The sequence below is a fragment of the Pseudomonas sp. JL2 genome (assembly GCF_031570495.1).
GTDB classification, from domain to species: Bacteria; Pseudomonadota; Gammaproteobacteria; order Pseudomonadales; family Pseudomonadaceae; genus Aquipseudomonas; species Aquipseudomonas rhizophila.
Genome location: NZ_JAKUDH010000001.1, coordinates 315,969 through 342,578, shown reverse-complemented (window position 1 = coordinate 342,578; position 26,610 = coordinate 315,969). Strand labels below are relative to the sequence as shown.

Below are 26,610 nucleotides of genomic sequence, written 5' to 3'. Positions count from 1 at the left end.
GACGATATTCAGGCTGGCTTGGGGACGAGCGCCTGAAAAAAACGCCTGCCCAAGCATCATCGGCAGGCGTCTGGGAAAGACCGGCGCAGAAAGGAGGGACTGGCCGGGGTCGGAAACTGACTCAGGCCACCGGGATCAACGGGTCGGCGGCGGCCAGGGCGGTCGCGCGATCAGCCGCGGGCGGATAGATCCACACGGTGTTGATCTGGGTCTTGAGCTCCTTGGCTTCCTGCCCGACCAACTTGAGCTGGCGATCCCAACCCTCGGTATACACCGCGCCCCAGGCACCCAGGTCCAGACAGGTCACGTACTTGGGTTGGCTGTAGGCCATCGGCGCGACGCCCAACAAGTCGGCCGCGACGTTGTTGCCGGCATAGCGGCCCAGGGCGATGGCGTGCTGGCAGGACATGGCCGCGTAGTTACCCAGGGTGTCGGTGGCGGCATAGGCCACGTCGCCGGTGGCAAATATGTCGTTCTGGCCCAGGACTTTCAGGTTGGCATCGACGTGCAGGCGACCCTGGCGATCGCGAGTGCCGGGTATCTGTTGGGTCAACGGACTGGCGCGGAACCCCACGGTCCAGATCACAGTATGGGACTCGATACGCTGGCCGCTCGACAGGGTGACGCCACCGGCATCCACCGATTCGACCGAGTCGTTGACGATCCACTCGATACCCAGATGCTCGGACGCTTGGACAATGGACGGACGAATGCCGTCGCCCAACGCTGCGCCGATCTGCGACCCGCGATCCACCACGATGACCCGGATGTTAGCGTCTTCACCCAGGACCGCGCGCAGGCGTGCCGGCATTTCGGTGGCGGTTTCGATCCCGGTAAAGCCTCCGCCGGCCACCACCACGGTGTTGCGGGCCGGGCTGTCCGGAAGATTTTTCAGGGACTTGATATGGGCTTCGAGGCGGGTTGCCTGTTCGATTTCATCAACGTCGAAGGCATGCTCGATCATGCCTTCAAGGTCTGGGCGGACCAGTTGGCTGCCCGCCGCGAGCACCAGGCGGTCGTAGCCCAGGCTGCCCTCGGTGCCGAACACATCCACGTAGCCAACCTGTTTGTTGTCGACATCGATACGGCTCGCCGAACCTTGTACGAATTTCACGCCCACCGCGTCGAACAGGCCACCCAGCGGGGCGGCCATGGTGTGGACGTCCGGCTCATAGAAACGAGGACGGATGCGCAGCTCAGCCTGGGGGGCCAGGACGCTGATCTGCACGTCATTACGATCGTGTTGGTCCAGCAGCCGGGCGGCGCTCAATGCACTCCAGACCCCGCCGAAACCTGCGCCAACAACCAGAATATGTTGTTTCATGATGAGCTCCCGAAGACAAAATCGATACGTTGAATTGTTTAACTGTTTCAGCGTGACCGTGTCGCGAACTACTCCAAAAGCGCCTGGCTGCAATGAGTTGCCATCGAGCACATTCAATTTCAGTTCGCTGTAGGGAAGCTTATTGGCAGGGCCTGTGTTTAACACTTCTACATAAGGTCATCCGGCCTATGCCTGGGTAGGGGGGATCTATACAAAGGTATGAGGTCGCGACGATGGCGCGGCATCAGGAAGGCCGGCCAACTACCGATTCGATGCAGGCGATCAATTGAGCGCAGTCGAAGGGCTTCGGGAAAAACGCCACCGGCTCGGGCGCCCCGGCGCTGACACGGGGTGGCACGCCAGGGTATCCGCTAATGAAAATGATCGGGATATGAATGCCCAGGGTCGACAGTCGATCGTACATCTGAATACCGGTCATGCCAGGCATTTGAATATCCGATATCAGGCACGCTGTGTTTTCAAGTTCACAAGAAGATAAAAAGTCCAAGGCGCCCGCGTATGTTGTAACCCGATATCCGTGGGAACGTAACAAGCCATCCAGTGCAATTCGAACTGACTCGTCATCATCAACAATTGAAATAGTTGCGGTATTGGACATGTCGATACCTGGGGTGATATCAGGTAGCCATAAAGGCGCCTGTATCACTGCAAGATACGCCGTCCAATAGTCCCGCCAAGTATACGTGTGTATGAACTTTCTACTGCTCGCCGCGCCATTCCAGCACCTGGGCCATGCGGACCAGATCGGCAAACGAGCCTGCGCACATTTTGCGCATGGCTTGGCCGCGGTGAATCTTGACCGTGATTTCGCTCAAGCCCAGTTCCCCGGCGATCTGCTTGTTCATCAGGCCTGACGCCGCCAGCGCCATGACCTGTTGCTCGCGCGGGGTCAATGTAGTGTAACGGTCAAGCACTTGCTGATGGCTGCGTTCGGCGTCGCGTCGCCGACAGTCCTGTTGATGGGCGGCGGTCACGGCGTCGATCAGGTCTTGTTCGCGAAACGGCTTGGCGAGGAAATCCACGGCACCGGCCTTCATCGCCCGCACGGTCATGGCGATGTCACCGTGGCCGGTCATGAACACGATGGGCAGATGGACGTTGGCCGCGACCAGCGCCCGTTGGCACTCCAGGCCGCTGGTGCCTTGCAGCCGTACATCCAGAACCAGGCAACTGGGCAGGTCGGGCCTGGAATGGTTCATGAACTGTGCGACCGAATCGAACAGATGCACCTGCAGGCCGATGGAGCGCAGGAGGCTGCCGAGGGCTTGGCGCAGCGGTGCGTCGTCGTCAACGATATAAACGATGGGCTCGCTGCCGAGGACCGGTTTCGTGGGCTGCATGGCGTTCATTGCCCGCTCCCCGACACAGCGGTGCAAGTGAGCCGCGGCAGCGCGAACCTGAATGAGGTGCCTTGGCCGGCCTCGCTGGTCGCCCAGATCCTGCCGTCATGGAAGTCGATGATGGACCGGCAGATGGAAAGGCCCATGCCCAGACCGTTTTCCTTGGTGGTAAAAAACGCATTGAACAAGGACGGCAGGACCTCGGGGGCAATGCCGGTTCCGTGGTCAGTCACCTCCAGCAGCACTTCGTCATCCTCCATCCAGGTGCGTATGTGCAGGGTTCGTTCGTGTACCTTGACTGCGTCCATGGCGTGACAGGCATTGATGATCAGGTTAATGATCACTTGCTGCAGTTGCACCCGGTCTGCGCTGACCTGGCTGTCGGTCGCTGCCAGCTCCACCTTCGCCCGGACTTTATGATGAGCCAGTTGCTGCTGGACCAGGTTCAGGGTCTCGCGGACGATGTCGTCCAGCGGCTCGGGCTGTCGCACCGGGTCGCATTTGCGCGACAGCGCTCTGATACCGCTGATGACCTCGCTGGCGCGACAGCCGTTGGCGACGATTCGGTCGAGGCAATCCAGGGCTTCCCCGAGATCGGGCTCCGGACGTTTGAGCCAGCGGCGGCAGGCCTCGCCACTGCTGGTGATGGCCGTCAGTGGCTGATTGACCTCGTGGGCGATGGACGCGGCCATTTCCCCCAGGGAGGTCAAGCGCGTGACGTGGGCCAATTGGCTCTGGGCGCGGAACAATGCGTCTTCGGCCTGCTTGCTGGCGGTGACGTCCATGAGCGCGCCCAAGTACTGGAAACGGCCATGCTGGACGAGCAGGGGGCTGGCGATCATGTGGATGTGCTTGATGCGCCCATCAGGCATCAGCAGGCGCAGCTTGACCTCGATCTGCGGTTCACCAGCGGCGGCCTGTTGGAAAACCCCGCGTGCCAACTCCAGGTCTTCAGGGTGAGTGCGCGCCAGCATCATCGACACCGTCGGTGTCTTGTTGGGCGAGTACTCGAAAATCCGTGCCGACTCCTGCGACCAGGTCAACGCTTGGCGATCGCCGCGAAAGCCCACGCTGCCGGTCTGGCTCAGGCGCTGGGCGCCGATCAGGTAAGCCTCGTTGTGCCGCAGGCTGTCGGAAGCCTGCTTGCTGCGCAGCGCCAGGAACGCAATGGCGGACAATGCGGTCAGGCAGCGAAAGAAACCGGTGGTCGATTCCCAGCGGTGATAGCCGCCGTTGTACAAGAACATCGCGGTGAGCAAGCCCATGCACATCAGCGCGACGGTGATCACCAGATTGATGGAGAACAGGTTGGCCGCCATCAATAACAAGGTGATGTACAGCAAGGTCGGCGCCAGGTCGGAATGGGTCTCGGAGTTGATGATGACAATCCCGCAAGCCACCACCAGGCCTACCAACCAGCCGAGGGCGTTGACCAGCGGATGGGTACTGATTCCCATCGACAGTCGCGGCCCCTTCTGGCATGGGGCGTATCGCAGGCTGTCATAGACGTTCTTGAGCATCGCGGAGGGTAGGGGCACGCTGGCAGACCTTTTGTTTTTACGTGGTCTCGCTCTGGGATGTCGGGGGACAGAGCATCGGTTCGTATCTTAGAAGCGCCGCTTGGGCTGAGGTAGGACATAAAACCCTGAAATTCCGCCAGGCCGTGCCAATACTTTATTTGTGGCGAGGGGATTTATCCCCTCGCCACAAAGGCAGTGTTCGCCACAGGGCTTGGTATATACCGAAGTATCGATGATGTTGCCCAAAGGGTGGGGTGAGTGTCCCCACGTACAACAGACACTGGCTTGCCTCGGGGATTACGCTTTCAACACCTCGTCGCCGTAGGCCTTGATGGAGGGCGCAGGCGATGATCTTGTCCACTCCTGACTCAATGGCCTGGCGCCTGGGGCGACGACGATGATGAACAGAAATGACCTGCGTCGTGCTGACATCAATTTGCTGGTGGTCTTCGAAACCATGATGCACGAGCGAAACGTGACCCGCGTCAGCGAAAAGCTGTTCCTCGGCCAGCCAACGATCAGCAGTGCCCTGGCACGCCTGCGGTTGATGTTCGATGATCCCTTGTTCATCCGTTCGGGGCGGTTGATGGAACCGACCTCCCGGGCGCGGGAAATCTTCTCCAATCTATCACCGGCGCTGGACGGCATCGCCGCAGCCTTGAGCCGCTGCCAGGCGTTCGAGCCAGCCACCAGCGAGGCGACCTTCCATATCGGCCTTTGCGATGACGTCGAGTACGCACTGCTGCCGGAGTTGTTGCGGCGCCTGCGGGTCGAGGCACCGGGCACCACCTTGGTGGTGCGCCGGGCCGATCAATGGCAGGTGTCCCAGCTGTTGGCCAGCGGCGAGATATCCCTGGGCATCAGCCCGACCCTGGAGCTGCCGGCCAATGCCCGGCGCAAGACGCTGCGGCCGATTCGACCGATGCTGCTGCGCGCCGATTCGCAGCCCGGCGAACTGACCCTGGATGAATTCTGCCGTCGGCCCCATGCCGTCGTGTCGTCCATGGGCAATGTCATCGATGATTCGGACCGTGCGTTATGCCTGATGGGCCGACAGCGCCGGGTGGTGTTGACCGTGCCGCAGTTCAGCGCCTTGCCCGTGCTGTTGGCCGGGAGCGACATGATTGCTATCGTGCCGGATTACGTTGCCCTGGCGATGGCCGTGGTGGCTGGCATGCGGGCTCAAGCGGCCCCGATCTGCTTGCCCCAGCACGAGCTTTCCATGGTCTGGCGCGGTGCTTCGCACAATGATCCGGGGGAGCGTTGGCTGCGCTCCCGTTGCAGCGCACTCCTGGCTGAGCAGGGCGACTCGCAGGCGCGATCCTGGAAAGTGGCCTGACAGGCCAGTAGCGCAAGTTTCGCGCTTAACGGGAAAACCGGCTGCGATACTCGCGGGGGGAAATCGACAGGTGACGCTGAAATGTGTGACGCATTCGTTCCTCGTCACCGAAACCGCAGGCGCGGGCGATCTGGTCGATGTTGCGCTGAGAGTCTTCCAGCATTCGCCGCGCCGCCTCAAGGCGGAACATCTCGATGGCTTTGGCCGGGGTGCGGCCGGTCTGGCGTTTGTAGACCCGGGCAAAATTGCGCGGGCTCATCCTGGCCTGGCGGGCCAGTCGCTCGACGGTGAGGTTGTTGTCGTCCAGGTGTGCGCAAATCCACACGTGCAGTTCATCGAAGCCAGCGCTCTCCTGCATCTGCAATTGCAACAGTTGGCTGAACTGCGCCTGCCCGCCGGGGCGTTTGAGAAACACCACCAGCTCACGGGCCACCTGCAGGGCCACGTCGCGACCGCAATCGGCTTCGACCAATGCCAAGGCCATGTCGATGCCCGCGCTGACACCGGCCGAGGTCCAGACGTTGTCCTGCTGGATGAAGATCGCATCAAGATCCACCTCAACCGACGGGAAACCACTCTTGAGCATCTCGCACATGGCCCAATGGGTGGCGGCCCGGCGTCCGTCCAGCAAGCCGGCCTGGGCCATGAGGAAAGTGCCGCTGCACACCGATGCGGTGCGCCTGGCCTGGACCGAGGCAATGCGCAGCCATTGCACCAGGTCGACACAGTCGATCATCGCCTGCCGAATGTCCGGTGCGCCGGGGACGATCAGCGTATCGATGAGCGTCCCGTCGAGCTCCCTCAGGGCACGGGTATCCACGACCAGGCCTTCGGCGCTTTGCATCAATCCGCCTGCCAGACTGGCGGTGTGCATGGCGTAGCCGGGCAGGCCGCGTTCGGTCATGGCCTTGGTGGCGGCCCAGAACACTGTTTGGGCGCCGGTCAGGTCCAGCAAGCCCATCTGCGGATAGGCCAGGAATACCAGGGTGCGCGGTTGGGAAATGGACTCGGCGGCGAGGCCGACATCCAGGGTCATCTCGTTCATGATCGTTTCGCGCGGGGTGTTTGTCAGGGCCGGTGAAAGAGTCTATCCGTTTTCGGCACAATTGAACGAATGGCCTACCCAGCGGAATGGAACTTGCCTGAGCTTTGATCCATAAGCCCTGGAATCATCAAAGGTCGGGTCAATGAACAATGACAACATGGCGCAGCCAGCGGTCTCGTCGGAGGGACTGCCGATGCTGCCGATCAATCGGTTCCGCACCACAGACATCGACGAGCACGCCCGGAACATGGGCGGTTGGCAGGTTTGCTACGACCAGTTGACCCCCGGGCGCTTCGACGGCGAGTTGATCGAGTTCCGCTCGGAGTGGATGCAACTGGTGCGCGACCGCTCTAATCAGGCCCTGACCAAGCAAGGCACGGCTTGGGAGGGCGCCATCACCTTCAGCGTGCCGCTGAGTGCGGACGGGCCGGTCTTTTGCTCCGGGCACCCGATTGTCGAGCCCAGCCTGTTGGTCGCCCGTGGGCATAACCTGCCCGAGCTGCGCACGCCCCAACATCTGGATCTGCTCGGTGTCGCCATCGACGAGCAGGCGTTGGAGCATGTGCTGGAACGTCAAGGCAGCCGCTTTCGAATTACCGATCTTCCCAAGTGTTACCGTCTCGGCAACTCGACGCTGCCCGCCGAGCTTGCGGCGTTATTCGATGAGCTTGAAGGGGGCGAGCAGGGGCGTGACTCGTTGCTGGGTTACGAGTCGATTCGTCGTGGCCTGCGTGACACGGTGATGCTGCACATACTGGAACTGGTGGCACCGGACGAGGCTCCGCCGCTCAATCCCACGGCGCGCAAGCGCATGGTCGACCGCGCCCGGGAGTACGCCTTGGCCCATGTCGATGAGCCGCTGTCGATCCTCGACCTGTGCAACCACATCGGGGCCAGCCGACGCAAACTGCAGTATTGCTTCCAGGAAACCCTGGGTATCAATCCCGTGGCCTATTTACGGGCGTTGCGCCTCAATGCCGTGCGTCGTGAACTGCGCAACGGGGATCAGGCCCTGGGCGTCCAGGAGGTGGCGGCACGTTGGGGCTTCTGGCACTTGAGCCGCTTTTCCAGCGATTATCGGGTGCTGTTCGGCGAGACACCTTCCCAAACCCTGCGTCGCACGCATCTGTGCTGAAAACGGATAACGGCTGACCGGCCGGCTCCCTAGGATGACCCCAACACCACAGGGTTGGAGGGGCATTCGATGAATCAAAATAAAAAAGCAAACGCCTGGCGCTGTACTTGGTTGACCTTGGGGCTGATCGGTATGGGGGGCGCTGCCCATGGCACCGAAAACGGCGCGCCGACCACGGCGGTCGGGGTCTATGATTTCGGCGCGGGCATGATGCCGCCGGCCACGCCCTTTGGCACCGTCGGCCTGCGCACCGCGTTCTATTCGGCCAACGTGCAGAAGGACCGCCACGGCAAGTCCGTGGACAACAATTTCTCTCTGGATGTGCTGTCCATCGGCGTCGCCTATATGCGCATGACCGATTACACCGTGCTGGGCGCCAAATATGGCTTCGGCGCCGTGGTGCCGTTCTTCCAGATGGACGCTTCGGTACAGGTGCAGACGCCTATCGGTCCGCTGGACCTTGCGGCCGATCCGTTTCGCATGGCCGACATCCAGTTGTTGCCGCTGATCCTGCAGTGGACCCTATCGCCCAACCTGTTCGTCAACACTCAGTTCCAGATCCAGGCACCGACTGGCGACTATGACAAGAACCGGCTGATTTCACCGGGGCTCAACCACTGGACCTTTTCGCCGATCCTCAACGCCACTTACATCTCCGACAGCGGCTTCGAAGTGTCTTCCAGTTTCGAAGTCGACATCAACACACGCAACCCGGCCACTGATTACAAGAGCGGCGTCGAGTACCGCCACGAATTCGCGGTGGGCCAACACGTCGGGCCCTGGACCGTGGGCGTGGGCGGTTATTACTACCGCCAGTTCAGCGATGACGATGCGCCAGGGCTGCAATCGGGCAATCGCGCCCGGGTGATGGCCGTCGGGCCGGCGGTGAGCTACTTCAAGCCCGGTATGCCGCCGGTATGGCTGCACGTCTACAAGGAGTTCGACGCGCGTAACCGTGCCGAGGGCTACACCACGGCACTGCGCATTTCTCACAGTTTCTAAAGGGGCTCCCATGAACCAATCAAGTTCCATTTCAACGGCCGCAGCCCCGTCACGCCAGGCCACGGGTCGGCGTGAAGGGCTGGTGCTGATGCTCGGCAGCAGCCTGACCATCATGGGCTCGGTGATGGTCGCCCCCATCTTGCCCCGTTTGGGCGCCGAATTCGGTCCCATGGAGCCGCGGGCCGATCTGCTGGTGCCGCTGGCGATCACCGGGCCGGCCCTGACCATTGCCCTGTGCGCGCCGTTGGCCGGTTGGCTGGCGGACCGGGTCGGGCGCAAGGCGCTGCTGGTGATTGCCACGTTGCTCTACGCAGTGCTCGGCGCGCTGCCGGCGATGCTCGATAACCTGCCGGCGATTGTCGGCACCCGGCTGCTGTTCGGCTGCGCCGAGGCGGCGGTGATGACCTGCTGCGCGGCCCTCATTGCTGACTACTGGCACGGCGAAGAGCGCTTGCGCTACGTCAACCGGCAAGTGGTGACCATCGGCCTGGTGGGAGCGCTGTTTTTTGTGGTGGGTGGGGCGCTCGGGGAGCATTCGTGGCGCTCGCCGTTCCTTTTGTACCTGCTGCCATTGTTGCTGGTGCCCGCCATGATGAAGGTGCTGTGGGAGCCGTCGATGGCCAAGCGACCAAGGGCCGAGCAGCAAGCGGACGAATCGGGTCCGGCCAAGGTCGCGGTACGGTCGCTGGTGATCGGTTACCTGATGATTCTGGGCGGCATGGTGCTGACCTTCGTCGTGCCGATCCAGGCGCCGACGCTGTTGGTCAGCCTGGGCATCGCCTCCAGCACACTGATCGGCATGGCGGCAGGCTTGAGCCTGCTGGCGACCCTGGGCGGTTCGTTGATGTGGCCCTTGCTGCGCCGTCGCTTCGGCATTGCCGGTTGCAACGCGCTGTTGCTGAGTCTGATAGGGCTTGGGCTCTGGCTGCTGATGCGCGCCCAGAGCTACAACGCCGTGCTGGTGGCGGTCTTCATTCAGGGCCTGGGTTCCGGATTGCTGGTGCCCAACGTGATGGCTCCCGTGATGAATGCCTTGACTGCCAGCACCCGCCGCCGTGGCCTGGGTGGGTTCACCTCGTTTCTGTATATCGGCCAGTTCGTCAGTCCGCTGGTGGTGGCCTCTGTGGGCGCCTTCGCCAGCGATCTGCGCCAGTCGATCCAATGGCTGGCAGTCGCCAGTTTTGCCGCCGCGCTGCTGTGGATCGCTGTCGGTCTGCGTACTCGAGGCCATGGTCAGGCGACCACTCTCGGCTCCCGTCAATCGTCATGAAACAAGGAATCTGAAGCATGGGCATGCAAGACATCCATCACTTGATGGACAACGAAGACGCCAGCGCACTGGCCGAGTGGGTCAGGCGCGGCGAGATCCGCCCCGGCGAACTGCTGGAGGCGGCCATCGAACGTCTTGAACGGGTCGAACCGCAGCTCAACGCGGTGGCCGAGCGGTTATACGATTCGGCGCGGGAAGCGGCCGACACGCCTGAGGTCGGGCAAGGTCTGTTGGCGGGCGTGCCGACGTTGATCAAGGACCTGTTTTCGCCCGTTGCGGGGGCGGCAATGACCAACGGTTCACGCTCATTGGGCGATTTTCGCGCGGATTTCGAATCCGAAGTCGTCACCCGCTTGCGCCGTGCGGGGTGTCAGGTAATGGGCACCAGCACTTCACCGGAGTTTGGCACGTCGTACTCCACCGAATCTTCACGGTTTGGCGCCACCCGAAACCCTTGGAGCACCCGGCATAGCGCCGGTGGTTCCAGCGGTGGCGCGGCAGCGCTGGTGGCGGCCCGGGTCGTGCCGTTCGCCCACGGCAACGATGGCGGCGGGTCGTTGCGCGTGCCGGCCTCTTGCTGTGGCGTCTTCGGGTTCAAGCCAAGCCGCGGCCTGCTGCCGTCCGGGCCGATGATCGGCGAGGGTTGGGCGGGGATGGGCACGCCCCATGCGATCACCTTGTCGGTGCGCGACAGCGCCGCGCTGTTGGACGCCACCGCCGGAATGGACCTGGGAGCGCCCTATGCCGCGCCGGTCCAGACGTTGCCCTATGTGACGGCGTTGCAGCGCGATCCGCAACCGTTGCGCATTGCCCTGGTGGAGCAACTCGGTCCCTGGCCAACATCGCCACAGAGCCTGCAGGCCGTAGGCGAGGCGGCGCGGTTGTGTGAGTCCCTCGGCCACCGTGTCGAACCAGTAAACCTGCCGGTGGTATTACCGGAGTTTCTCGATCAGGTCTTCACCATCATCGGCGCAAGCACTCGCCATTACGTTGACCTGTTGGGCCAGATGCGCGGGTTCGCGGTACAGGCCGAGGAGCTGGAGGTGCGCACCCGGATCATCCTGCGGGACAAGGGCAACGTCAGCGGCGCCCAGTACGCGGCTGCAGTGGAGTGGATTCATACCCTGGGCCGGCAACTGGCGACGTTCATGCACGATTACGACCTGATCCTCACCCCGGTCCTGACCCGTGAACCGGTACCGATTGGCGAGCTGGACGTTGAGGACGTGTGCATGAGCCTCGATCAACTGCTGGAGCGTTACCACAGCTACTCGCCATTCACCGCGCTGTTCAATGCCAGCGGTCAGCCGGCGATGTCCGTGCCGTTGTCCTGGAGCAGCAACGGCCTGCCGATGGGCGCGCACTTCGCCGGTCGCTTTGGCGAAGAAAGCACCCTGCTGGCCCTGGCCGCGCAATTGGAACGCGCCCAGCCGTGGCGTGGCCGGGTGCCTGCGGTGAACGCCTGTCGTCGTTGAAGACGGCGATGTCTCAATAAAGTGAAGCGGGCCGGTTCCAAGCACGGCACATCCAGCGTCGATGGAATGCCGATCTCGATGCCTGATCAGGCCCGCTTCCCACCACTCAGCCGTGCCCCTCCCTAAAACGCTGATCAAAATCCTCCGCTAACTGCGCCAGAGTGATGCTGCCCAAACGCTTGAGCAGCAACGCCTGAGCCTCATCGAACGCATCCGTCAGCGCCGCATTCACCGCTTGTTCCACCAGGCACTGCGGGTGATCGGTGGACAGGCCGATGGCAAAAATCGACGTGCTACCCAAGGCCTGATGGATGTCGAGCAGGGTCATCTCTGCCAGGGATTTGCTCAACGTCCAGCCGCCGCGATGGCCTTTCTCTGACGTGACATAGCCCTGTTCCTTGAGCAGCGCCATGGTCCGGCGCACCACCACTGGGTTGGTGCCGAGCATCTGCGCGATGGTGTCGGAGGTGGCGGATTGCTGGTGACGGTCCATGTGGATGAGTACATGAAGCATGCGGGACAGGCGCGTGTCGTTTCTCATGGTAACGGCGTTGTTCTGTGGTTGAGACGGGGTGGAGTATCGCCTGTAATTGCAAAAGTTACGAGATCGTTGACAGGCGCTTTTCAAGGAACTTACGATGTGTCGAGACTTTAGCGGTCCTTCGAAAACCACCCTTGGAGAAAGATCATGGGCTACGACGTCATCATTACAGGCGGCAGCTACGCGGGTATGTCGGCAGGACTTCAACTGGCACGGGCTCGGCGAAAGGTGCTGGTGATCGATGGGGGGCAACGCCGTAACCGGTTCGCCGCGACTTCCCATGGGTTTCTTGGCCAGGATGGCCGCGCACCCGCTGACATCGCCGAGGATGCCCGCGCCCAGCTCATGGCTTATCCGACGGTGGAGTGGGTGTCGGACACCGTGGTCCAGGCGCGCAAGGAGGAGGGCGGCTTCACCCTGGAAACTGCCCGTGGGCAACATTTCCAAGCCCAACGCCTGCTGCTGGCCACCGGAGTGGTCGATGATTTGCCGGCGGTGCAAGGCCTGGCTGAGCGCTGGGGCAAAAGCGTTTTCCACTGTCCTTACTGCCACGGCTATGAGTTGGACCAAGGGCCGATAGGCGTGCTGGCGACGTCGCCAATGTCGCTGCACCACGCCTTGATGCTTCCCGACTGGGGGCCGACGACGTTCTTCACCAATGGCGTATTCGAGCCCGACCCGGAGCAGCGGGCCAGCCTGGAACTACGTGGGGTGACGCTGGTAGCCGAACCGGTCGAACGCATTGAAGGCGAGCGGGCCAATGTGGTCCTGGAAGGGGGGCGCGTGGTTGCCATCGATGGTCTGTTCGTCTTGCCCCGTACCCGCGTGGGCAGCTCGTTGGCCGCATCTCTGGGGTGTGAGTTCGAGGACGGCCCGCTCGGTGCCTTCATCCAGACTGACATGACCCGCGAAACCAGCGTGCCGGGAGTGTTTGCCTGTGGTGATGCGGCCATGCCGTTCGGCTCGGTGGCACTGTCGGTGGGCGATGGTGTGCGGGCGGGATCGGGCGTGCACCGATCGTTGATCTTCGGCGCACACTGAAAACCCGATCCCCGCGCTGAACCCTAAACCTGTACCGCCCCGGTCGCCACGGCGAAGGCGAGCATCACCAGGCTGACGCCCCAGGCCCAGAAAAAGGTGTAGGCCATGTGTTTGCGCAACTCGACGCCGGACAACGCCAGGGCCAGGTACACGCTGGGCACCACCGGGCTGATGGAGAAACCGGTGTTTTCACCGATCAGCATGGCCCGGGCCACCGCTTCCAGGGGAACGCCCGCGGCGGCGGCCACATCCCTGATCACCGGCAACAGGGCAAAGTAGTAGGCGTCCGGCGAAAAGATCATCCCCAGGGGAACGCCAAAGAATCCGACGATCACATGCAGGTACTGAGCGGATCCGCCAGGCAGAAAGTCGATCAGCGCCAAGGCCATGCCGTCGGACATTTTTGCCCCGGACAGCACCCCCAGCAACACGGCGGCGGCCATCATCACCAGCACCATTTGCAGGGCATCGGATGCGTGGGCCTTGAGACGTTCGGCCTGGGCATCCAGGGACGGGAAGTTCAGCGGCAGGGCAATGCCCAATCCCACCATGAAACAGGCATAGAGCGGAAAGATACCGGTGAACAGGCAAGCCAGGATCGCGCCGGTCAGGGCCACGTTCAGCCAGTACCGCAGGTTGCGGGGCGAGAGGCCGAACTCGCGACCTTCGGTGGACAGACTGTCCAGATCGACGCTGGCGGCCGCTCCCAGTGACATTGGCCGGCGACGCTGGGCTCGCGAGCCCAGCACGGTGGCCACCAGCAACATGCAGACCAGCCCCACCAACTGCACCGGCAGCAAACCTAGCCAAAGCTCCGTGGCGTCCAGCCCGGAAACTGCGGCAGCCCGAGCGGTGGTGCCACCCCAAGGCACCATGTTGATGACCCCGGCGGTGGTGCCCACCAGGCACAACAGCATGGCCGGGCTCATGTTCAGACGCTTGTACAACGGCAACAGCGCCGGAATGGTCAGCAAAAATGTCGCGGCGCCCACCCCGTCCAGATGCACCACTGACGTCACCAGCACCGTGACCAGCGCCACAGCCAGCGGCTTGCCACCGGTACTGCGGATCAGCAGGTTGACCAGCGGGTCGAACAGCCCGCGATCACGCATGATCCCGAAGAACAGAATGGCAAACAGAAACAGCGCGGCGGTGGGCGCCACGGTGATCAGCCCGGCCTTGATGAACTCGCCGATCTGTCCGGGGTTGAAACCGGCCAGCAGGCAAGCGGCGACGGGGAGGGTGGTGAAGGCGACGACGGGGCTGATCCTGCGCAGCAATATCAGCCCGATGATGACCAGCATCATCAAAAAACCCAACGTTGTAATCATGGTGCAGCCTCTCTTTTTATTGTTGTCGACGGTACGGGCGCGTGAGTCCTTCAGCCCTGTGGTTGGGGCAGGCGCAGGGACAGCAGCAGATAACTCAAACTCTTGCCGTGGCGATCAAGGCCGCAACTGAGGTTTACGCCGCCTTCCAGGGCGTCTTCGAGGACGAAATTCAGCGCATGCAGGTTCGGCAGTTCGTAGCGATGCACCTTGGCAGGCCGGCGCGTGGCGAATTGTTCGGCGACTCGTTCGCAGGTCAGTTCGCGCAGCAACCATGGGTAGTGCGCCGGATCGAGGGGGAATACCGCAATGCTGAGGATATTGCCTTTGTCTCCGGCACGAGCGTGGGCGAAGTCGGCGAGGGTGACCAGGTTCATCAGTACCACTCCAGGGTCGTGTGGATTTCGCTGCGCGGCAGCAGGAAGCTGCGGGTGGTGACGGCTTCAGCGAGGTGCCGGCGCACGCCGCCACCGCCGGCCGGACCGTTGGTGTATAGCGATTCCACCTCGGCCAACAGCGTCTGAACCATTGCCTGGTCGGTATGGGTCAGGCCGACGCGCACACGCACATCATCAAGGGCCGGCGCCAGGGCCAGTCGTTGTTGCAGATAGCGGCCACCGTGATCATTGAACAGACTGGCGACACCCGACAAATCGATCCAGGGCTGTACGCCTGGCGCCAATCGGTCAAAACGTTGCAGTAGAATTTCCCGGGCCAGGGCGGCACGGGCCACGGCACCGGGGCCGGCATAGGAAATTTCCGCCTCGCCGAACCAGAGCCCACGCACACCGGCCAGGCCCTTGAGCGTATCGGGGCGCGGATGGCCCAGCAGGCCGCTGATCTCAACGCGGTCTTCACCCAGGTCCCGGACGCGGGCCTGCCCCAGGTCCAGCACCACGTCCGGGGTCAGGTAGCGGCGCGGATCATGCACCTCGTAAAGCAATTGTTCCTTGACCGTTTGCTCGCTGACGCAGCCCCCGCAGCCCTGGGTTTTGCCGATGATCAAACGCCCATCCTCATGGATTTCGGCAATGGGGCAACCGAGGTTCGCCGGGTCCGGGATCTCTTTGATCCCAGGGTGGGCAAAGTACCCGCCGGTGACCTGGGTGCAGCACTCCAGCAAATGCCCGGTCGCGGTGGCGATGGCCATTTTCTGCCAATCGTCGGCGGCCCAACCCAGCCCGTGGCGAATCGCGCCCACCGCCAGCGAAGGGTCGGCCACTCGCCCGCACAGCACGATACCGGCACCTTCTTGCAGCGCCGTATGAATGCCGTCGGCACCGGTGTAGACGTTGACCGAAACCACGTCTGCCGGGTCCACGGGCAGCCATTGCTTGAAGCGCGGTGTGGTTTCTTCCAGCAGGTCATCGCCCAGTACGCAGGCAATTTTCAAACTCGGATAGCGTCCTGCCAGTGTTGCTCGCAGGCGCTGCGCGGCGGCTCTGGGATTGGCTGCCCCCCCATTGGTAATGATGGGGATGCCGGCGTCGATACACACATCCAGCATCGGCTCGAGGAAATCGAACAGGCGAGAGGCGTATCCGGCTTGAGGATCGAGGCCCCTGCGCAGTTGCGCTTCGGCCAGCGTCCGTTCGGCCAGCAACTCCAGCATGATGTAGCGCTGGCCGTTTCGTTGCGCCAGGTCCTGGGCCAGGCGCAAGGCGGCGTCCGGGCGATCATTGGCAAAACCGGCGCCGCATCCGACGAGAATTGTTTTTGTCATGTCCGTTTCCACTGATGGGATGGCCCATAGTGGCGGCCATGGATTGTTCTGTGAATTTTAAAGGTAGAATCAATTGATCCATTATCTTTATAAGTACGGCCATGAACGTTTCTTTCCGACAGCTTCGTGCCTTTATCCTGATCGCTGAAACCTCAAGCTTCACGCGCACCGCTGAACAGCTTCACCTGTCCCAGCCAGCGCTGAGCTACAGCATCCGCAAACTGGAGGAGACCATGGGTCTGCAGTTGCTGGCGCGTAACACCCGCAGTGTCGAGCTGACGCTGGCCGGCGAACACTTTCTGCCCCAGGCCAGGCGCATGCTCAGGGACATGGACGATGCCGTACGGGACGCCCGCGACACCCTCAGCCTGAGTCGTGGCTCCCTTCGCCTGGCGGCACTGCCCACGGCCGCCGCTTCGTTCCTGCCTGTGGTCATCGCTTCGTTCCAGCGCAAACACCCGGGTGTAAGGGTGAGCGTACTGGATGGTCGGGCCGGGGAGATCATGGGGTGGGTGCAGCGCGGTGAGGTGGACGCGGGTATTACCTCGTTACCCGACGACCTGTCCGGGCTGAGCTTCGTGCGCCTGTTGGATGACAATCTGGTGTTGCTGACCCACAAGGATCATCAGCGCGACAGTCTGGACGACTGGAAACGCAGGCCCTACATTGCCCTGACTCCCGACACGAGCATCCGGCCCTTGGCCGACGCAGCGTTGCGCTACCTGAATGTCGAGCCTGAGCCGGCTTGGGAGGTGGCGCACATGAGTACCGCCACTGCGCTTGTACGCGAAGGGTTGGGGTTTTCCCTGCTGCCGGCCAGTTGCACGGCGGTGTTCAATATTGGCGAGCAATGCGCGGTGATTGCCATCGACCAGCCCGGAAAGCGTTCGATCGGCCTGTTGCAACGCAAGCCAGTGGCTCAGTCGCCGTCGTTGAGCCAGTTCATGCAGCATTTGCGGCAGACGCTGCGTCAGCAATGACAGTTCCATGCTCATCGCGAGCAGGCTCGCTCCCACAGTGTGTAGAACCCTTGTGGGAGCGAGCCTGCTCGCGATAGCGGGATTGCCGCCAGTGCCAAGCGATCTGATCAAACGCTATTGGGTGCCAAACATCGCTGTCCAATATATCCCCGCATCGCTCTTCGGGTCCACCGCATAGCCGGCGCCCAGTTCCTTGAACTGCGGGTTCATCAGATTGGCGCAATGACCGGGGCTGGCCAGCCAGCCGTCTACCACTTTGAGGGCCGTATCCTGTCCGGCGGCGATGTTCTCACCGATCAATTGGCCGAGGTAACCGGCCAACTCGGCGCGGTCGCCCGGCATGCGGCTGTCGCGATCCTTGTGGTCAAAGAAGTTGTTGTTGGCCATGGCCCGAGTGTGGTTCACGGCGGCCAGGGCCAACGTAGCGTTCCAGGCCAGCGGCGTCGTCGCCGTGAAGGCTTCGGTGCCGCAGCGGCGCGGTTGGGCACGCGCACTGTTGATCAGCTTCAGTAGCTTCTGACCTTCGGCTTGCCAGTCTCCCAGACGCGCCGACAATAGCGGGCGCGCCAACACGATGCGCCATTCGCGATCCAGGCGACTGACGCCGATGTCGACGAACTGTGGATCCAGCACCACCTGGCAGAAGCTTTCCTGCACGGCCTTCATCGCGGCTTGCGCGTCCCGTGGCCCGGACAGGCTGATGGCCTGTACGTTGACCATCGGGTAGGCCGTGCGGGCCAACGCCTGCTGCAGGTCACCAATGCCGTTGGCCGACAGGATCAGCCGCGAATCCATGGCCAGCGGCGGTAGCTCCAGAGAGGCCTGATCCGCACAACTTTGCGACTGACTGCGGTAAAGGTTGATGGACTCGACCAGTTGCGTCTCTTCGGTGGCCAGGACACTGGTGGCGAAGGCCAGCCCCAGCGACAGCCCGATAAGACGCATGACGGATGAAATGGCACGCATGTAAATCTCCCTTGAGCGGACGGCGCCTATGATGCGCAATTTTTGCCCGGCTGGGGCAACGGTATTCACGCTCTCTTGAAATCCCTTGCAACGGCACCGTTGGGTACCGTTTGGGACAATCCTCAAGTAGTGGGATCAATTTTCAGGCAAATAAGTCCATATCCGTCGATTCAAGGGCAAAACTTGCGAATTATCAGCTCATCCAGTTCCCGCCATCGACGTTATATGTCTGTGCTACCACATATTCGCTTTCCGCCGAGGCCAGGAATATCGCCATCCCCACCAGGTCCTGCGCGGTGCCCATCCGGCCATAGGGCACTTGCGCGCCGACCTGACGCTTTTTCTCTCCCAGGGGCAGGTTTTCATGATGGGCGAACAGCGCATCCACACCATCCCAGTGCTCACCCTCCACCACACCAGGGGCAATGGCGTTGACGTTGATTCGATGCTTGATCAAATCAAGGCCGGCCGACTGGGTCAGGCTGATCACCGCAGCCTTGGTGGCGCAATACACCGCCACCAGGGCTTCTCCACGCCGGCCGGCCTGGCTGGCCATGTTGATGATTTTGCCGCCATGCCCCTGGCGGATCATCTGCCGGGCGGCGGCCTGCAGCGTGAACAGTGTGCCGGCGACATTGATGCAAAACAGCCGTTCGTAGCTTTGGCGCGTAATCTCCACGATAGGCGCCAGGTCGAAAAGCGCTGCGTTATTGACGAGGATATCGAGCTTGCCCGTCCGGGCCACGACCGCCTCGATGGCCTGGTCAATCGAAGCTTGTTCAGTGACGTCCATTTTGACCGCGTAGGCGCTGTCGCCCAGTTCGGCGGCGGTGGCTTGGGCGCTTCCAAGATCGATATCGGCAATCGCCACAGTAGCCCCTTCGTTGATATAGGCCTGGGCGAACGTTCTGCCAATACCACGGGCAGCACCGGTGACCAGCGCGCTTTTTCCTTCCAGTCGTTTCATGGGTTGTCCTGTCTCGAATGACAAAATAAACAGCGGGGGAGCGCGGCTCACCATCAATGACGTGCCGATTACAGCAGCGCCATTGGCGCCGGACAAACGCGGGAGGGATCATCGGCTGGTACTTTTTTTAACGCCGTGACGTGTCCCTTGGCCGGGTTAAAAAAGTATCGGTGGACGATCAGGTCAGGGCTGGTGAACCGGTGCGCGCCGAGCGTAAGGTGCTGCCTACAGCGATAGAGACGCGCGACATGCCTGATCACCCAACGCCCCTGTTCGAGCAGCCACCCGCCGAACTTGAAGTCATCCTGCCTGAGCCCGAGCACAGTTTTCGCTGGTATGAGCACGACTATCCGTATCCGCTGGCGCGCTGGAACCACCATCCCGAATTCGAGATCCATCTCATTCGTCGGGGTAGCGGTAAATTGCTGGCGGGCGATTTTATTGGTCCATTCGGCCCCGGCCACGTGGCGATGATCGGCCCGGGCTTGCCCCACGATTGGATGGGCGACCTGGCCCCGGGCGAGTACTTGGCTGGAAGGGACGTGGTGCTGCAATTCGATGGCGCAACGCTGTTGAGCCTGCGCCGGACGCTACCTGAACTCGGGGATTTACAGCCGCTGTTCGAAAGGGCACGACGAGGTCTGGTCTTCAGCGGCGACACCGCGGTGAACGCCGCAAGGCTGTTGGAGAGCATCGGCCCGGCCCAGGGACTCGGGCGGCTGGCATTGTTTCTCCAACTGCTCAACACACTCAATCTCGCCCCGCAGGAGCAGGCCCAGTGCCTGGCCAGCCCTTGTTATGCACCCAGTCTGGATGCCCGCAGTTCCGAACGCATCCACAAGGCCTTCGAGTACCTGCAGACTGAACTCACGGGTGACCTGCGCCTGTCGGTGATTGCTCGGCAACTGGGCATGAGCGAGCCCGGTTTTTCGCGTTTCTTCAAACGCATCACCGGACACGGTTTCATTGACCTGATGCGCAAGCTCCGAGTCCAGCGAGCCTGCCGGTTGCTGTTGCACAGTGAAATGCCGGTGACCGATATCTGTTTTGAGGTGGGTTACAACAACCTGTCCAACTTCAATCGGCACTTTCGCATCGAGATGCACCAGACGCCCAGCGAGTATCGATCAGGCGCTAGTGGCCAGGCCACTAGACCCTGAACTGCTTCAGCAACCCGTTCAATTGCTCACTCAGCGACTTGAGACGGGTACTCGCCAGGCTCGATTGTTCAGCCGCCAGGGCGGTGCTGTGGGAGAGGCCGGCGGCCTGGGTCACGTTCTGGTTGATGTCTTCCACCACATGGGCCTGTTGCAGCGTGGCGCTGGCGATGGAGGCGTTCAGGCTGTTGAGATTGCGCAGGGCCTGGCCGATGGCGTTGAGGCTGGCGCCGGCCAGCCCGGCTTGTTCAATGGTCAATTGCGAAGCACGGCTGCTGTCGCTGATGACTTTCACCGCCGCTTCGGAGTGGTTCTGCAAGCGTTCGATCATCGCCTGGATCTCAGCGGTGGACTTCTGCGTGCGCTGGGCCAGCAGCCGCACTTCATCGGCCACCACGGCAAAGCCCCGACCTTGTTCACCGGCGCGGGCCGCTTCGATCGCGGCGTTGAGGGCCAGCAGGTTGGTCTGCTCGGCAATGGAGCGGATCACCTCCAGCACACTGCCGATCTGGGTGCTTTCGCTGGCCAGGGTACGAATCACTTCCACCGCCTGATCAATGGTCTGGGACAGTCGGTCAATCTGCTGCAAGCTGCCATCGATATTCACCTGGCCCTGCTGGGCCTGGGATTCGGCGTCGCGCATTTCGCTGGCGGCGTGTTCGGCGTTCTTGGCGACGTCTTGCACGCCGTAGGTCACTTCGTTGATCGCGGTCGCCACCAGTTCCATCTGTTGCGATTGTTGCTGGCTGCGCTCCTGGGCTTGGGCGGCGTCGTTACCCAGGTCGTTGGACGATTGCCCCAGGGCCCTGGCCGAGTCCTGCAACTGGCTGACTACTTCGCGCAGTTTGGCGGTAAAGGCATTGAAATGCCGGGCCAGTTGCGTCACTTCATCCTGGCCGTGGGTGTCGAGGGTGCGGGTCAGGTCGCTTTCACCGCTGGCAATGTTGGCCATGGCATTGACCGTTTCCTGCAGCGGCCGAACGATGCTGCGCACGATCAGGGTCAGGAGCAGGCCCATGAGCAGGGTGATCGCCAGGCCGATCAGCGAAGCCTTGATCACTTGAGAGCGGAATTCGGCCTCCACGTCATCCACATACACGCCTGAACCGATGATCCAGCCCCACGGCTCGAACAGTTTGACGTAAGAGGTTTTCGCCACCGGCGCCTCGGCGCCCGGTTTCGGCCAGAGGTAATCCACCATCCCGGCGCCCTTGGCCTTGGCAATGGCGACCATCTCGTTGAACAGCGCAAAACCATTCGGGTCGCGAATCGCCGAGAGGTTCTGGCCTTCGAGTTTTGGGTTGGTCGGGTGCATGACCATCACAGGGGTCAGGTCATTGATCCAGAAGTAGTCACTCTGGTCATAGCGCAAGCCGCGCACCGCGCTAAGGGCCTGCTTCTGCGCAGCCTCGCGAGTCAGGGTGCCAGCCGTTTCCAGACCATGGTAGTAGCTCAGCACGCCGCTGGCAGTCTGGACCACATGCTGGGTTTTCTGCACCTTGGCCTGATACAGGTCGGTGTGGATCTGCTTAAGCATGAACGCGCCTAACGTGAACAACATCACGATGGACACGACCAAGATGAGCCACAAGCGTCGGCTGATCGACACACTGCGCAAGCTATTCATACGCTGTCACTCCGGTTTCTTATTCTTGTCATCTGCGACCGCCTGAGTCTGGCGTCGGGCGGGTATGCCTTTGTGTCCTGAGTCATAACGCGGCAGCGTTATCAGGGCTTGTCTGATAGGATTTCGGCCCCGCGGCGCAAAACCTGAGCCTGTTCCGGTTTTTTCATTGGTTTTTTTGAGAAATCGCAGTCACCGTGCGCCTGCTGTTTACACCTGCATAACGCTTAAATTTTGATGAGACGTGCGCAAGCATAGTCTTTTGGGGGATGAATGGATTTGTGGACCGCCTTTCAGGCACTGATTCTTGGCGTGGTAGAAGGCTTGACGGAGTTCCTGCCGATCTCCAGTACGGGGCACCAGATCATTGTCGCGGACTTGCTCGAGTTCGGCGGCGAGCGCGCGATGGCGTTCAACATCATCATCCAGCTCGGGGCGATCCTGGCGGTGGTGTGGGAGTTTCGGCGCAAGATCTTCGACGTGGTACTGGGTTTGCGCACCCAGCCCAGCGCTCGTCGGTTTACGGCCAACCTGCTGATTGCCTTCATGCCCGCTGTGGTATTGGGCGTGTTGTTTGCAGACCTCATCCATGAATACCTGTTCAACCCGATCACGGTGGCCATGGCGTTGGTGCTGGGCGGTTTCGTGATGCTCTGGGCCGAGAAGCGCCAGCACACAGTGCACGCCGAAACGGTAGACGACATCACCTGGAAGGATGCACTGAAAGTCGGCTTCGCCCAGTGCCTTGCGATGATTCCCGGCACCTCCCGCTCAGGTTCGACCATCATCGGTGGCTTGCTGTTCGGGCTGTCGCGCAAGACCGCGACCGAGTTTTCATTCTTCCTGGCGATGCCAACCATGGTCGGCGCGGCGGTCTACTCCGGCTATAAATATCGCGAGCTGTTTGTGCCGGCGGATTTTCCGGTGTTCGCCATCGGCTTCGTCACGGCGTTCATTTTCGCCATGATCGCGGTCAGGGGCTTGTTGCTGTTCATCGCCAGCCACAGTTACGCCGTATTTGCCTGGTACCGGATCGCTTTCGGCCTGTTGATCCTGGCCACCTGGCAATTCGGTTGGGTGGACTGGACGGCGGCCCAGCCATGAGCCGTCCAGGCCGTGAGCCGGGCCCAGCCGTGCAGAGTTTGCGGCTCAAGCTCGTGGTATTTGCGCTGGTGTGCGCCTTGCCGCTGCTCGGGTCACTTTTGCTCGGGTTGCGCGCGGTGTCCTGGGTGCCGCTGACGGCCTACGGGCTCGTCAGCGTGGTGGCGTTTCTGTTGTACTGGAGCGACAAGCGCAAGGCCCGCGCTGACGCCTGGCGCACCCCGGAAAACGTATTGCACGCCGTGGAGCTGGCCGGGGGCTGGCCCGGGGCGTTGTTGGCTCAGCAAGTGTTTCGCCACAAGACTCGCAAGGTGTCGTTTCAGGTGGTGTTCTGGTTCATCGTGTTGCTGCATCAGGTGTTCTGGATCGACCAGTTATTCCTGGGCAGTCATCTGCTGATGCTTTTCTGAGCTTCACGACAGCAGCAAACCCACCTGGGTGCGCTTGGGCAGCTTGCTCACCACCAGTTGGTGGGAGCGCTGCAGCAGGCCACGCAGTTCATCGGCGCCCAGCGGGTAGGGCGTCTGCATGATGACCCACTGAGCCCGCGCCAGATAGGGCGCCGGGTGGATCCCCGGGCGGTCGCAATGCCCCAGGAACAGATCCTTGTCCACCTTGAACGCCAGTGATTCGCCCCGCAGGTTCTGCAGGGCGAACATCTTGTTGCCGGCAATGGAAAATACCCGCACGCCGCCCCATTTGTAGTCCTCCCTGGCGCCCGGCAAACCCAGGCAGAACTGCGCGACATCCTCTTCGCTCAAGCTCATATTTTTCTATCTCCACAGCCATCGAATGCTTCTACCAAGTGGTCGATCCACGCGCGCACCGCCGGCAGCATGCCGCGTCGATGCGGGTAGACTGCCTGCAGCCAGCCGTCCGGCAGCGACCACTCGGGCAACAATTCCACCAGTGTGCCGTCCTGCAGTTCCTCCTCGCAATACATGCTCGGCAACAAGGTGAAACCCAGGCCGGCGAGGGCGCAGGCGCGGCGCACAATGAAGTCGTCGATGCCTAGCCGGGCTTCCAGGGCCAGTTCGACGGGCTCTGCGTTGGCCTTGAGCAGACGCAGGTGGACCAGGCGATCGGCGTCCAGCGCCCCGAGTATCGGCAGTTTCTTGAGATCCTCCGGGGTATTGATCTGCCGTCCTGTGACGAACGCCGGGCTGGCGACCATGATCAGCCGCGCCTGACGCAGCCGTCGCGTCATCAGCAGCGGGTCTTCGTCCCCCAGATCGCGCACGCGCAATGCCACGTCGATGCCTTCGCTCACCAGGTCTACCCGCCGATTGACCAGCATCATTTCCAGCTGCACTTGAGGGAATTTTTCCAGGAAACTGGCGATCACCCCGCCCAGCATCTGGTGAGCCAAGCCCACCGGACTGGATACCCGCAGGCGTCCGCGCGGCTCAGTGGACATGCTCGCCACGGCTTCATCGGCCATCTCGGCTTCCAGCAGCATGGCTTGGCAATGGCGCAGATAACGCTCGCCAACGGCCGTGAGCTTCAACTGGCGGGTGGTACGTTGCAGCAGTCGGGCGCCAAGGCGCTCTTCCAGTTCAGCGATACGCCGTGACAGCCGCGACTTGGGAATACCCAACAGGCGTCCGGCCGCGGCGAAACCACCGGCTTCGACCACTTTGGCGAAGTAGTACAGATCATTGAGGTCTTGCATATCGAGTTCTATTGTCCTGTCAGTGGAACGAACTATCGCATTAATACTGACTTATCGGCTATTGGCTTCATCGATAGGATTGTTCTCAATTGATCGCTTGGTCGCGATCCTCACTTGGAGAGCACTCATATGAAACTGTTGCACATCGACTCGAGCATCCTGGGCGACAATTCCGCGTCCCGCCAACTGAGCCGTGACGTGGTTGAGGCCTGGAAAGCTGCCGAAGCGGACGTCGTCGTGACCTACCGCGACCTGGCGGCCGATGCCATCAGCCACTTTTCCGCCCAGACCCTGATCGCCGCCGGCACCAGCGCTGAACTGCGCGACGCTGCCCAGAAGCACGAGACTGATCTCAGTGCCTCGACCATGGCCGAATTCCTGGCGGCGGACGCGGTGGTCATCGCAGCGCCGATGTATAACTTCACCATTCCGACTCAACTCAAGGCCTGGATCGACCGTATCGCCGTGGCCGGCCAAACCTTCCGCTACACCGAAGCCGGCCCCGAAGGCCTGTGTGGTGGCAAGAAACTGGTGATCGTTTCCACCTCTGGTGGCCTGCATGCCGGCCAGCCAAGCGGCGTGGCGCATGAGGAGTATCTGAAGGTCATGTTCGGTTTCCTCGGCATTACCGACATCGAGTTCGTTCGCGCCGAGGGCCTGGCTTACGGTGACGAAATGCGCAGCAAAGCCATAAGCGAAGCCAAGCTGCAGATCAGCGAGCAATTCGCCGCAGCTTAAAGACCGCGCAAAAAAACACCAGGCCTGGGCGAACCGGCCTGGTGGGTTTGCACAAGGTCGATCAATAAGCGGCTGTTTCGGTACGGCGCCGCAGCAGTAAAGTCAGCCCCAGTCCGATGATCGACAGCAGTGCCGCACTGAAAAAGATCGAGGAATACCCCAGATTCAACGCCACCGCGCCCATCAAGGGGCCGGCAATCGCCAGCGCCAGATCGAAGAACACCGCATAGGCGCTCAGTCCTGCGCCACGGCTGGTATTCGGTACTTGTTTGATGGCTTCCACACCCAACGCCGGATACACCAGCGACAGCCCGAAACCGGCCAGCCCCGCGCCAATCAGCGCGAACGCGGTAGAAGGCGCCAGCCATAGCAACACCAGCCCCAGGGTTTCTATACACATACAGGCAATGGCCGTCCTGAAGCCTCCGAAGCGGGCGATGCTGGAAATGAACAACAAGCGCGACAGGATGAAACAGACGCCAAACACCGTCAGGCACCAGGCTGCACCCGTCCAGCCGCGACTGACATAAAACAACGTGATGAAGGTGGTGAGCGTACCGTAGCCGATCGACGCCAGGCACAGGCTCGTCCCGTACGGTGCAATACGCCCGAACACCGCCCAAAAGGGCAGGCGCTCGCCACGAATGACCGGCACCGATGGCTTGTTGCGTATCAACAGCAGCGCCGCGCCGGCCAGCAGCGACAAGGCGATCCCCAGGCTGACAAAGCCCAGCTCACTGACCATTACCACTCCCAGCGGCGCGCCGATGGCAATGGCCCCATAAGACGCGATGCCGTTCCATGAGATCGAGCGGGCCGTGTGTTCGACCCCCACCTGGCCCATGCACCAACTGATGGTGCCCACGCCAATCAGGCCCTGAGCCACCCCGAGCAGCAAACGCCCGGCGATCAGGATCAACAGGCTCAGCAGTGGAAAGCTTTGCAGCAGCGTCGAAAGCAACGTCAGCAAACCACTGAGGACGATCCCGTACAGCCCATAAACGATCGCCCGCTTGGTGCCGATACTGTCCGACAGCCGCCCGGCCATGGGCCGACTGAGCAGCGTCGCCAGATACTGGGAGCCGATGGTCAGCCCGGCCACCACGGCACTGAAGCCCAACTGTTCGTGGACATAGCCCGGCAACACGGCAATCGGCAGGCCGATGCAGAGAAAGGCGATGAAGGTATAGAAGACGATGGAGATGATCTGCCAGGTGATCGACAGGGAACTGGGGGTGGATGGGTGTGTTGGCATGAGGCTCGTTCGCGGGCAGCGGTAAGAGGGGCTCATCATGGCGCGC

General features: G+C 61.8%; 26 protein-coding genes. 11 read left to right on the top strand and 15 right to left on the bottom strand.

What is annotated here, in order from left to right:
- Positions 1-121 precede the first annotated feature (121 nt).
- From MKS85_RS01600 to MKS85_RS01585, 4 genes are all read right to left on the bottom strand, one after another.
- Positions 122-1,324, bottom strand: a complete 1,203-nt coding sequence (locus MKS85_RS01600; protein ID WP_076384561.1) for an NAD(P)/FAD-dependent oxidoreductase — start codon at positions 1,322-1,324, stop codon at positions 122-124.
- A gap of 244 nt (positions 1,325-1,568) precedes the next feature.
- Entirely contained in the window at positions 1,569-1,943 is a 375-nt protein-coding gene (locus MKS85_RS01595; protein WP_139050024.1) for a response regulator transcription factor, read from the bottom strand.
- Positions 1,944-2,043: 100 nt separating this feature from the next.
- Positions 2,044-2,694, bottom strand: coding sequence for a response regulator transcription factor (locus tag MKS85_RS01590; RefSeq protein WP_310662599.1), 651 nt, complete (start codon positions 2,692-2,694; stop codon positions 2,044-2,046).
- The gene (locus tag MKS85_RS01585) at positions 2,691-4,142 is read right to left on the bottom strand and encodes a sensor histidine kinase (protein ID WP_409077999.1); all 1,452 of its coding nucleotides are present in this window, start codon (positions 4,140-4,142) and stop codon (positions 2,691-2,693) included. Before MKS85_RS01585 ends, MKS85_RS01590 begins: the two co-directional genes overlap by 4 nt.
- A gap of 460 nt (positions 4,143-4,602) precedes the next feature.
- Here MKS85_RS01585 and MKS85_RS01580 point away from each other — a divergent pair, with 460 nt between their 5' ends.
- Positions 4,603-5,544 (top strand): LysR substrate-binding domain-containing protein, encoded by a 942-nt coding sequence (locus tag MKS85_RS01580; protein WP_310662598.1) that lies wholly within the window; start codon positions 4,603-4,605, stop codon positions 5,542-5,544.
- A gap of 25 nt (positions 5,545-5,569) precedes the next feature.
- Here MKS85_RS01580 and MKS85_RS01575 read toward each other — a convergent pair whose 3' ends face one another.
- The gene (locus tag MKS85_RS01575) at positions 5,570-6,580 is read right to left on the bottom strand and encodes a GlxA family transcriptional regulator (RefSeq protein WP_409077998.1); all 1,011 of its coding nucleotides are present in this window, start codon (positions 6,578-6,580) and stop codon (positions 5,570-5,572) included.
- Between the two features lie 151 nt (positions 6,581-6,731).
- Between MKS85_RS01575 and MKS85_RS01570 the strand changes: the two genes are divergently transcribed.
- From MKS85_RS01570 to MKS85_RS01555, 4 genes are all read left to right on the top strand, one after another.
- Positions 6,732-7,724 (top strand): helix-turn-helix domain-containing protein, encoded by a 993-nt coding sequence (locus MKS85_RS01570; protein ID WP_076384565.1) that lies wholly within the window; start codon positions 6,732-6,734, stop codon positions 7,722-7,724.
- Between the two features lie 69 nt (positions 7,725-7,793).
- A complete protein-coding gene (locus MKS85_RS01565; RefSeq protein WP_076384567.1) occupies positions 7,794-8,726 on the top strand; it encodes a transporter in 933 nt (310 codons plus the stop codon).
- A 10-nt stretch (positions 8,727-8,736) separates the two neighbouring features.
- On the top strand, positions 8,737-9,996 hold the full coding sequence (locus tag MKS85_RS01560; RefSeq protein WP_310662596.1) for an MFS transporter: 1,260 nt from the start codon (positions 8,737-8,739) through the stop codon (positions 9,994-9,996).
- A gap of 17 nt (positions 9,997-10,013) precedes the next feature.
- Positions 10,014-11,471 (top strand): amidase, encoded by a 1,458-nt coding sequence (locus tag MKS85_RS01555; RefSeq protein ID WP_173406932.1) that lies wholly within the window; start codon positions 10,014-10,016, stop codon positions 11,469-11,471.
- A gap of 106 nt (positions 11,472-11,577) precedes the next feature.
- Here MKS85_RS01555 and MKS85_RS01550 read toward each other — a convergent pair whose 3' ends face one another.
- Positions 11,578-12,012 carry an Rrf2 family transcriptional regulator gene (locus tag MKS85_RS01550; RefSeq protein WP_047229136.1) on the bottom strand — a complete coding sequence of 145 codons (435 nt, stop codon included), beginning with the start codon at positions 12,010-12,012 and terminating at the stop codon, positions 11,578-11,580.
- A gap of 147 nt (positions 12,013-12,159) precedes the next feature.
- On the opposite strand from MKS85_RS01550, the gene MKS85_RS01545 reads away from it, so the two are divergent.
- Positions 12,160-13,053 (top strand): NAD(P)/FAD-dependent oxidoreductase, encoded by an 894-nt coding sequence (locus MKS85_RS01545; protein ID WP_173406933.1) that lies wholly within the window; start codon positions 12,160-12,162, stop codon positions 13,051-13,053.
- A gap of 23 nt (positions 13,054-13,076) precedes the next feature.
- Here the strand turns inward: MKS85_RS01545 and MKS85_RS01540 are convergent, their stop codons facing one another.
- Genes MKS85_RS01540 through MKS85_RS01530 form a run of 3 tightly spaced genes read right to left on the bottom strand, consistent with a single transcriptional unit; the run spans position 13,077 to position 16,104 of the window.
- On the bottom strand, positions 13,077-14,384 hold the full coding sequence (locus MKS85_RS01540) for a CitMHS family transporter (RefSeq protein WP_047229134.1): 1,308 nt from the start codon (positions 14,382-14,384) through the stop codon (positions 13,077-13,079).
- Positions 14,385-14,434: 50 nt separating this feature from the next.
- The gene (locus tag MKS85_RS01535) at positions 14,435-14,758 is read right to left on the bottom strand and encodes a hypothetical protein (protein WP_171061361.1); all 324 of its coding nucleotides are present in this window, start codon (positions 14,756-14,758) and stop codon (positions 14,435-14,437) included.
- On the bottom strand, positions 14,758-16,104 hold the full coding sequence (locus tag MKS85_RS01530) for an acyclic terpene utilization AtuA family protein (RefSeq protein WP_310662595.1): 1,347 nt from the start codon (positions 16,102-16,104) through the stop codon (positions 14,758-14,760). Before MKS85_RS01530 ends, MKS85_RS01535 begins: the two co-directional genes overlap by 1 nt.
- Positions 16,105-16,205: 101 nt before the next feature.
- On the opposite strand from MKS85_RS01530, the gene MKS85_RS01525 reads away from it, so the two are divergent.
- Positions 16,206-17,084 (top strand): LysR family transcriptional regulator, encoded by an 879-nt coding sequence (locus MKS85_RS01525; RefSeq protein ID WP_047229131.1) that lies wholly within the window; start codon positions 16,206-16,208, stop codon positions 17,082-17,084.
- Between the two features lie 114 nt (positions 17,085-17,198).
- On the opposite strand, the gene MKS85_RS01520 is transcribed toward MKS85_RS01525, so the two are convergent.
- Both MKS85_RS01520 and MKS85_RS01515 read right to left on the bottom strand, forming a co-directional pair.
- A complete protein-coding gene (locus MKS85_RS01520) occupies positions 17,199-18,050 on the bottom strand; it encodes a CAP domain-containing protein (protein ID WP_047229130.1) in 852 nt (283 codons plus the stop codon).
- A gap of 193 nt (positions 18,051-18,243) precedes the next feature.
- A complete protein-coding gene (locus MKS85_RS01515) occupies positions 18,244-19,017 on the bottom strand; it encodes an L-iditol 2-dehydrogenase (RefSeq protein WP_047229129.1) in 774 nt (257 codons plus the stop codon).
- A 248-nt stretch (positions 19,018-19,265) separates the two neighbouring features.
- Here MKS85_RS01515 and MKS85_RS01510 point away from each other — a divergent pair, with 248 nt between their 5' ends.
- The gene (locus tag MKS85_RS01510) at positions 19,266-20,177 is read left to right on the top strand and encodes a helix-turn-helix domain-containing protein (protein WP_310662594.1); all 912 of its coding nucleotides are present in this window, start codon (positions 19,266-19,268) and stop codon (positions 20,175-20,177) included.
- On the opposite strand, the gene MKS85_RS01505 is transcribed toward MKS85_RS01510, so the two are convergent.
- Entirely contained in the window at positions 20,167-21,801 is a 1,635-nt protein-coding gene (locus MKS85_RS01505) for a methyl-accepting chemotaxis protein (protein ID WP_310662593.1), read from the bottom strand. The genes MKS85_RS01510 and MKS85_RS01505 overlap by 11 nt on opposite strands.
- A gap of 270 nt (positions 21,802-22,071) precedes the next feature.
- On the opposite strand from MKS85_RS01505, the gene MKS85_RS01500 reads away from it, so the two are divergent.
- Positions 22,072-22,902: an undecaprenyl-diphosphate phosphatase gene (locus MKS85_RS01500; RefSeq protein WP_047229126.1), complete on the top strand. Its 831-nt coding sequence runs from the start codon at positions 22,072-22,074 to the stop codon at positions 22,900-22,902.
- A complete protein-coding gene (locus tag MKS85_RS01495; protein WP_047229125.1) occupies positions 22,899-23,309 on the top strand; it encodes a DUF1294 domain-containing protein in 411 nt (136 codons plus the stop codon). The genes MKS85_RS01500 and MKS85_RS01495 overlap by 4 nt, the downstream gene beginning before the upstream one ends.
- 3 nt (positions 23,310-23,312) lie before the next feature.
- Here the strand turns inward: MKS85_RS01495 and MKS85_RS01490 are convergent, their stop codons facing one another.
- On the bottom strand, positions 23,313-23,666 hold the full coding sequence (locus MKS85_RS01490; RefSeq protein WP_047229124.1) for an MmcQ/YjbR family DNA-binding protein: 354 nt from the start codon (positions 23,664-23,666) through the stop codon (positions 23,313-23,315).
- Positions 23,663-24,571, bottom strand: coding sequence for a LysR substrate-binding domain-containing protein (locus MKS85_RS01485; RefSeq protein ID WP_310662592.1), 909 nt, complete (start codon positions 24,569-24,571; stop codon positions 23,663-23,665). Before MKS85_RS01485 ends, MKS85_RS01490 begins: the two co-directional genes overlap by 4 nt.
- Before the next feature lie 129 nt (positions 24,572-24,700).
- Here MKS85_RS01485 and MKS85_RS01480 point away from each other — a divergent pair, with 129 nt between their 5' ends.
- Entirely contained in the window at positions 24,701-25,309 is a 609-nt protein-coding gene (locus MKS85_RS01480) for an FMN-dependent NADH-azoreductase (RefSeq protein WP_047229122.1), read from the top strand.
- 61 nt (positions 25,310-25,370) lie between these two features.
- On the opposite strand, the gene MKS85_RS01475 is transcribed toward MKS85_RS01480, so the two are convergent.
- Positions 25,371-26,564, bottom strand: a complete 1,194-nt coding sequence (locus MKS85_RS01475; RefSeq protein ID WP_047229121.1) for an MFS transporter — start codon at positions 26,562-26,564, stop codon at positions 25,371-25,373.
- Positions 26,565-26,610: the final 46 nt, after the last annotated feature.

Excerpts from the sequence above, each read along its gene's own strand:
- MKS85_RS01600 (WP_076384561.1), bottom strand. The coding sequence starts at position 1,324 with ATGAAACAACATATTCTGGTTGTTGGCGCAGGTTTCGGCGGGGTCTGG.
- MKS85_RS01595 (WP_139050024.1), bottom strand. The coding sequence starts at position 1,943 with ATGTCCAATACCGCAACTATTTCAATTGTTGATGATGACGAGTCAGTT.
- MKS85_RS01590 (WP_310662599.1), bottom strand. The coding sequence starts at position 2,694 with ATGAACGCCATGCAGCCCACGAAACCGGTCCTCGGCAGCGAGCCCATC.
- MKS85_RS01585 (WP_409077999.1), bottom strand. The coding sequence starts at position 4,142 with ATGGGAATCAGTACCCATCCGCTGGTCAACGCCCTCGGCTGGTTGGTA.
- MKS85_RS01580 (WP_310662598.1), top strand. The coding sequence starts at position 4,603 with ATGATGAACAGAAATGACCTGCGTCGTGCTGACATCAATTTGCTGGTG.
- MKS85_RS01575 (WP_409077998.1), bottom strand. The coding sequence starts at position 6,580 with ATGACCCTGGATGTCGGCCTCGCCGCCGAGTCCATTTCCCAACCGCGC.
- MKS85_RS01570 (WP_076384565.1), top strand. The coding sequence starts at position 6,732 with ATGAACAATGACAACATGGCGCAGCCAGCGGTCTCGTCGGAGGGACTG.
- MKS85_RS01565 (WP_076384567.1), top strand. The coding sequence starts at position 7,794 with ATGAATCAAAATAAAAAAGCAAACGCCTGGCGCTGTACTTGGTTGACC.
- MKS85_RS01560 (WP_310662596.1), top strand. The coding sequence starts at position 8,737 with ATGAACCAATCAAGTTCCATTTCAACGGCCGCAGCCCCGTCACGCCAG.
- MKS85_RS01555 (WP_173406932.1), top strand. The coding sequence starts at position 10,014 with ATGGGCATGCAAGACATCCATCACTTGATGGACAACGAAGACGCCAGC.
- MKS85_RS01550 (WP_047229136.1), bottom strand. The coding sequence starts at position 12,012 with ATGAGAAACGACACGCGCCTGTCCCGCATGCTTCATGTACTCATCCAC.
- MKS85_RS01545 (WP_173406933.1), top strand. The coding sequence starts at position 12,160 with ATGGGCTACGACGTCATCATTACAGGCGGCAGCTACGCGGGTATGTCG.
- MKS85_RS01540 (WP_047229134.1), bottom strand. The coding sequence starts at position 14,384 with ATGATTACAACGTTGGGTTTTTTGATGATGCTGGTCATCATCGGGCTG.
- MKS85_RS01535 (WP_171061361.1), bottom strand. The coding sequence starts at position 14,758 with ATGAACCTGGTCACCCTCGCCGACTTCGCCCACGCTCGTGCCGGAGAC.
- MKS85_RS01530 (WP_310662595.1), bottom strand. The coding sequence starts at position 16,104 with ATGACAAAAACAATTCTCGTCGGATGCGGCGCCGGTTTTGCCAATGAT.
- MKS85_RS01525 (WP_047229131.1), top strand. The coding sequence starts at position 16,206 with ATGAACGTTTCTTTCCGACAGCTTCGTGCCTTTATCCTGATCGCTGAA.
- MKS85_RS01520 (WP_047229130.1), bottom strand. The coding sequence starts at position 18,050 with ATGCGTGCCATTTCATCCGTCATGCGTCTTATCGGGCTGTCGCTGGGG.
- MKS85_RS01515 (WP_047229129.1), bottom strand. The coding sequence starts at position 19,017 with ATGAAACGACTGGAAGGAAAAAGCGCGCTGGTCACCGGTGCTGCCCGT.
- MKS85_RS01510 (WP_310662594.1), top strand. The coding sequence starts at position 19,266 with ATGCCTGATCACCCAACGCCCCTGTTCGAGCAGCCACCCGCCGAACTT.
- MKS85_RS01505 (WP_310662593.1), bottom strand. The coding sequence starts at position 21,801 with ATGAATAGCTTGCGCAGTGTGTCGATCAGCCGACGCTTGTGGCTCATC.
- MKS85_RS01500 (WP_047229126.1), top strand. The coding sequence starts at position 22,072 with ATGGATTTGTGGACCGCCTTTCAGGCACTGATTCTTGGCGTGGTAGAA.
- MKS85_RS01495 (WP_047229125.1), top strand. The coding sequence starts at position 22,899 with ATGAGCCGTCCAGGCCGTGAGCCGGGCCCAGCCGTGCAGAGTTTGCGG.
- MKS85_RS01490 (WP_047229124.1), bottom strand. The coding sequence starts at position 23,666 with ATGAGCTTGAGCGAAGAGGATGTCGCGCAGTTCTGCCTGGGTTTGCCG.
- MKS85_RS01485 (WP_310662592.1), bottom strand. The coding sequence starts at position 24,571 with ATGCAAGACCTCAATGATCTGTACTACTTCGCCAAAGTGGTCGAAGCC.
- MKS85_RS01480 (WP_047229122.1), top strand. The coding sequence starts at position 24,701 with ATGAAACTGTTGCACATCGACTCGAGCATCCTGGGCGACAATTCCGCG.
- MKS85_RS01475 (WP_047229121.1), bottom strand. The coding sequence starts at position 26,564 with ATGCCAACACACCCATCCACCCCCAGTTCCCTGTCGATCACCTGGCAG.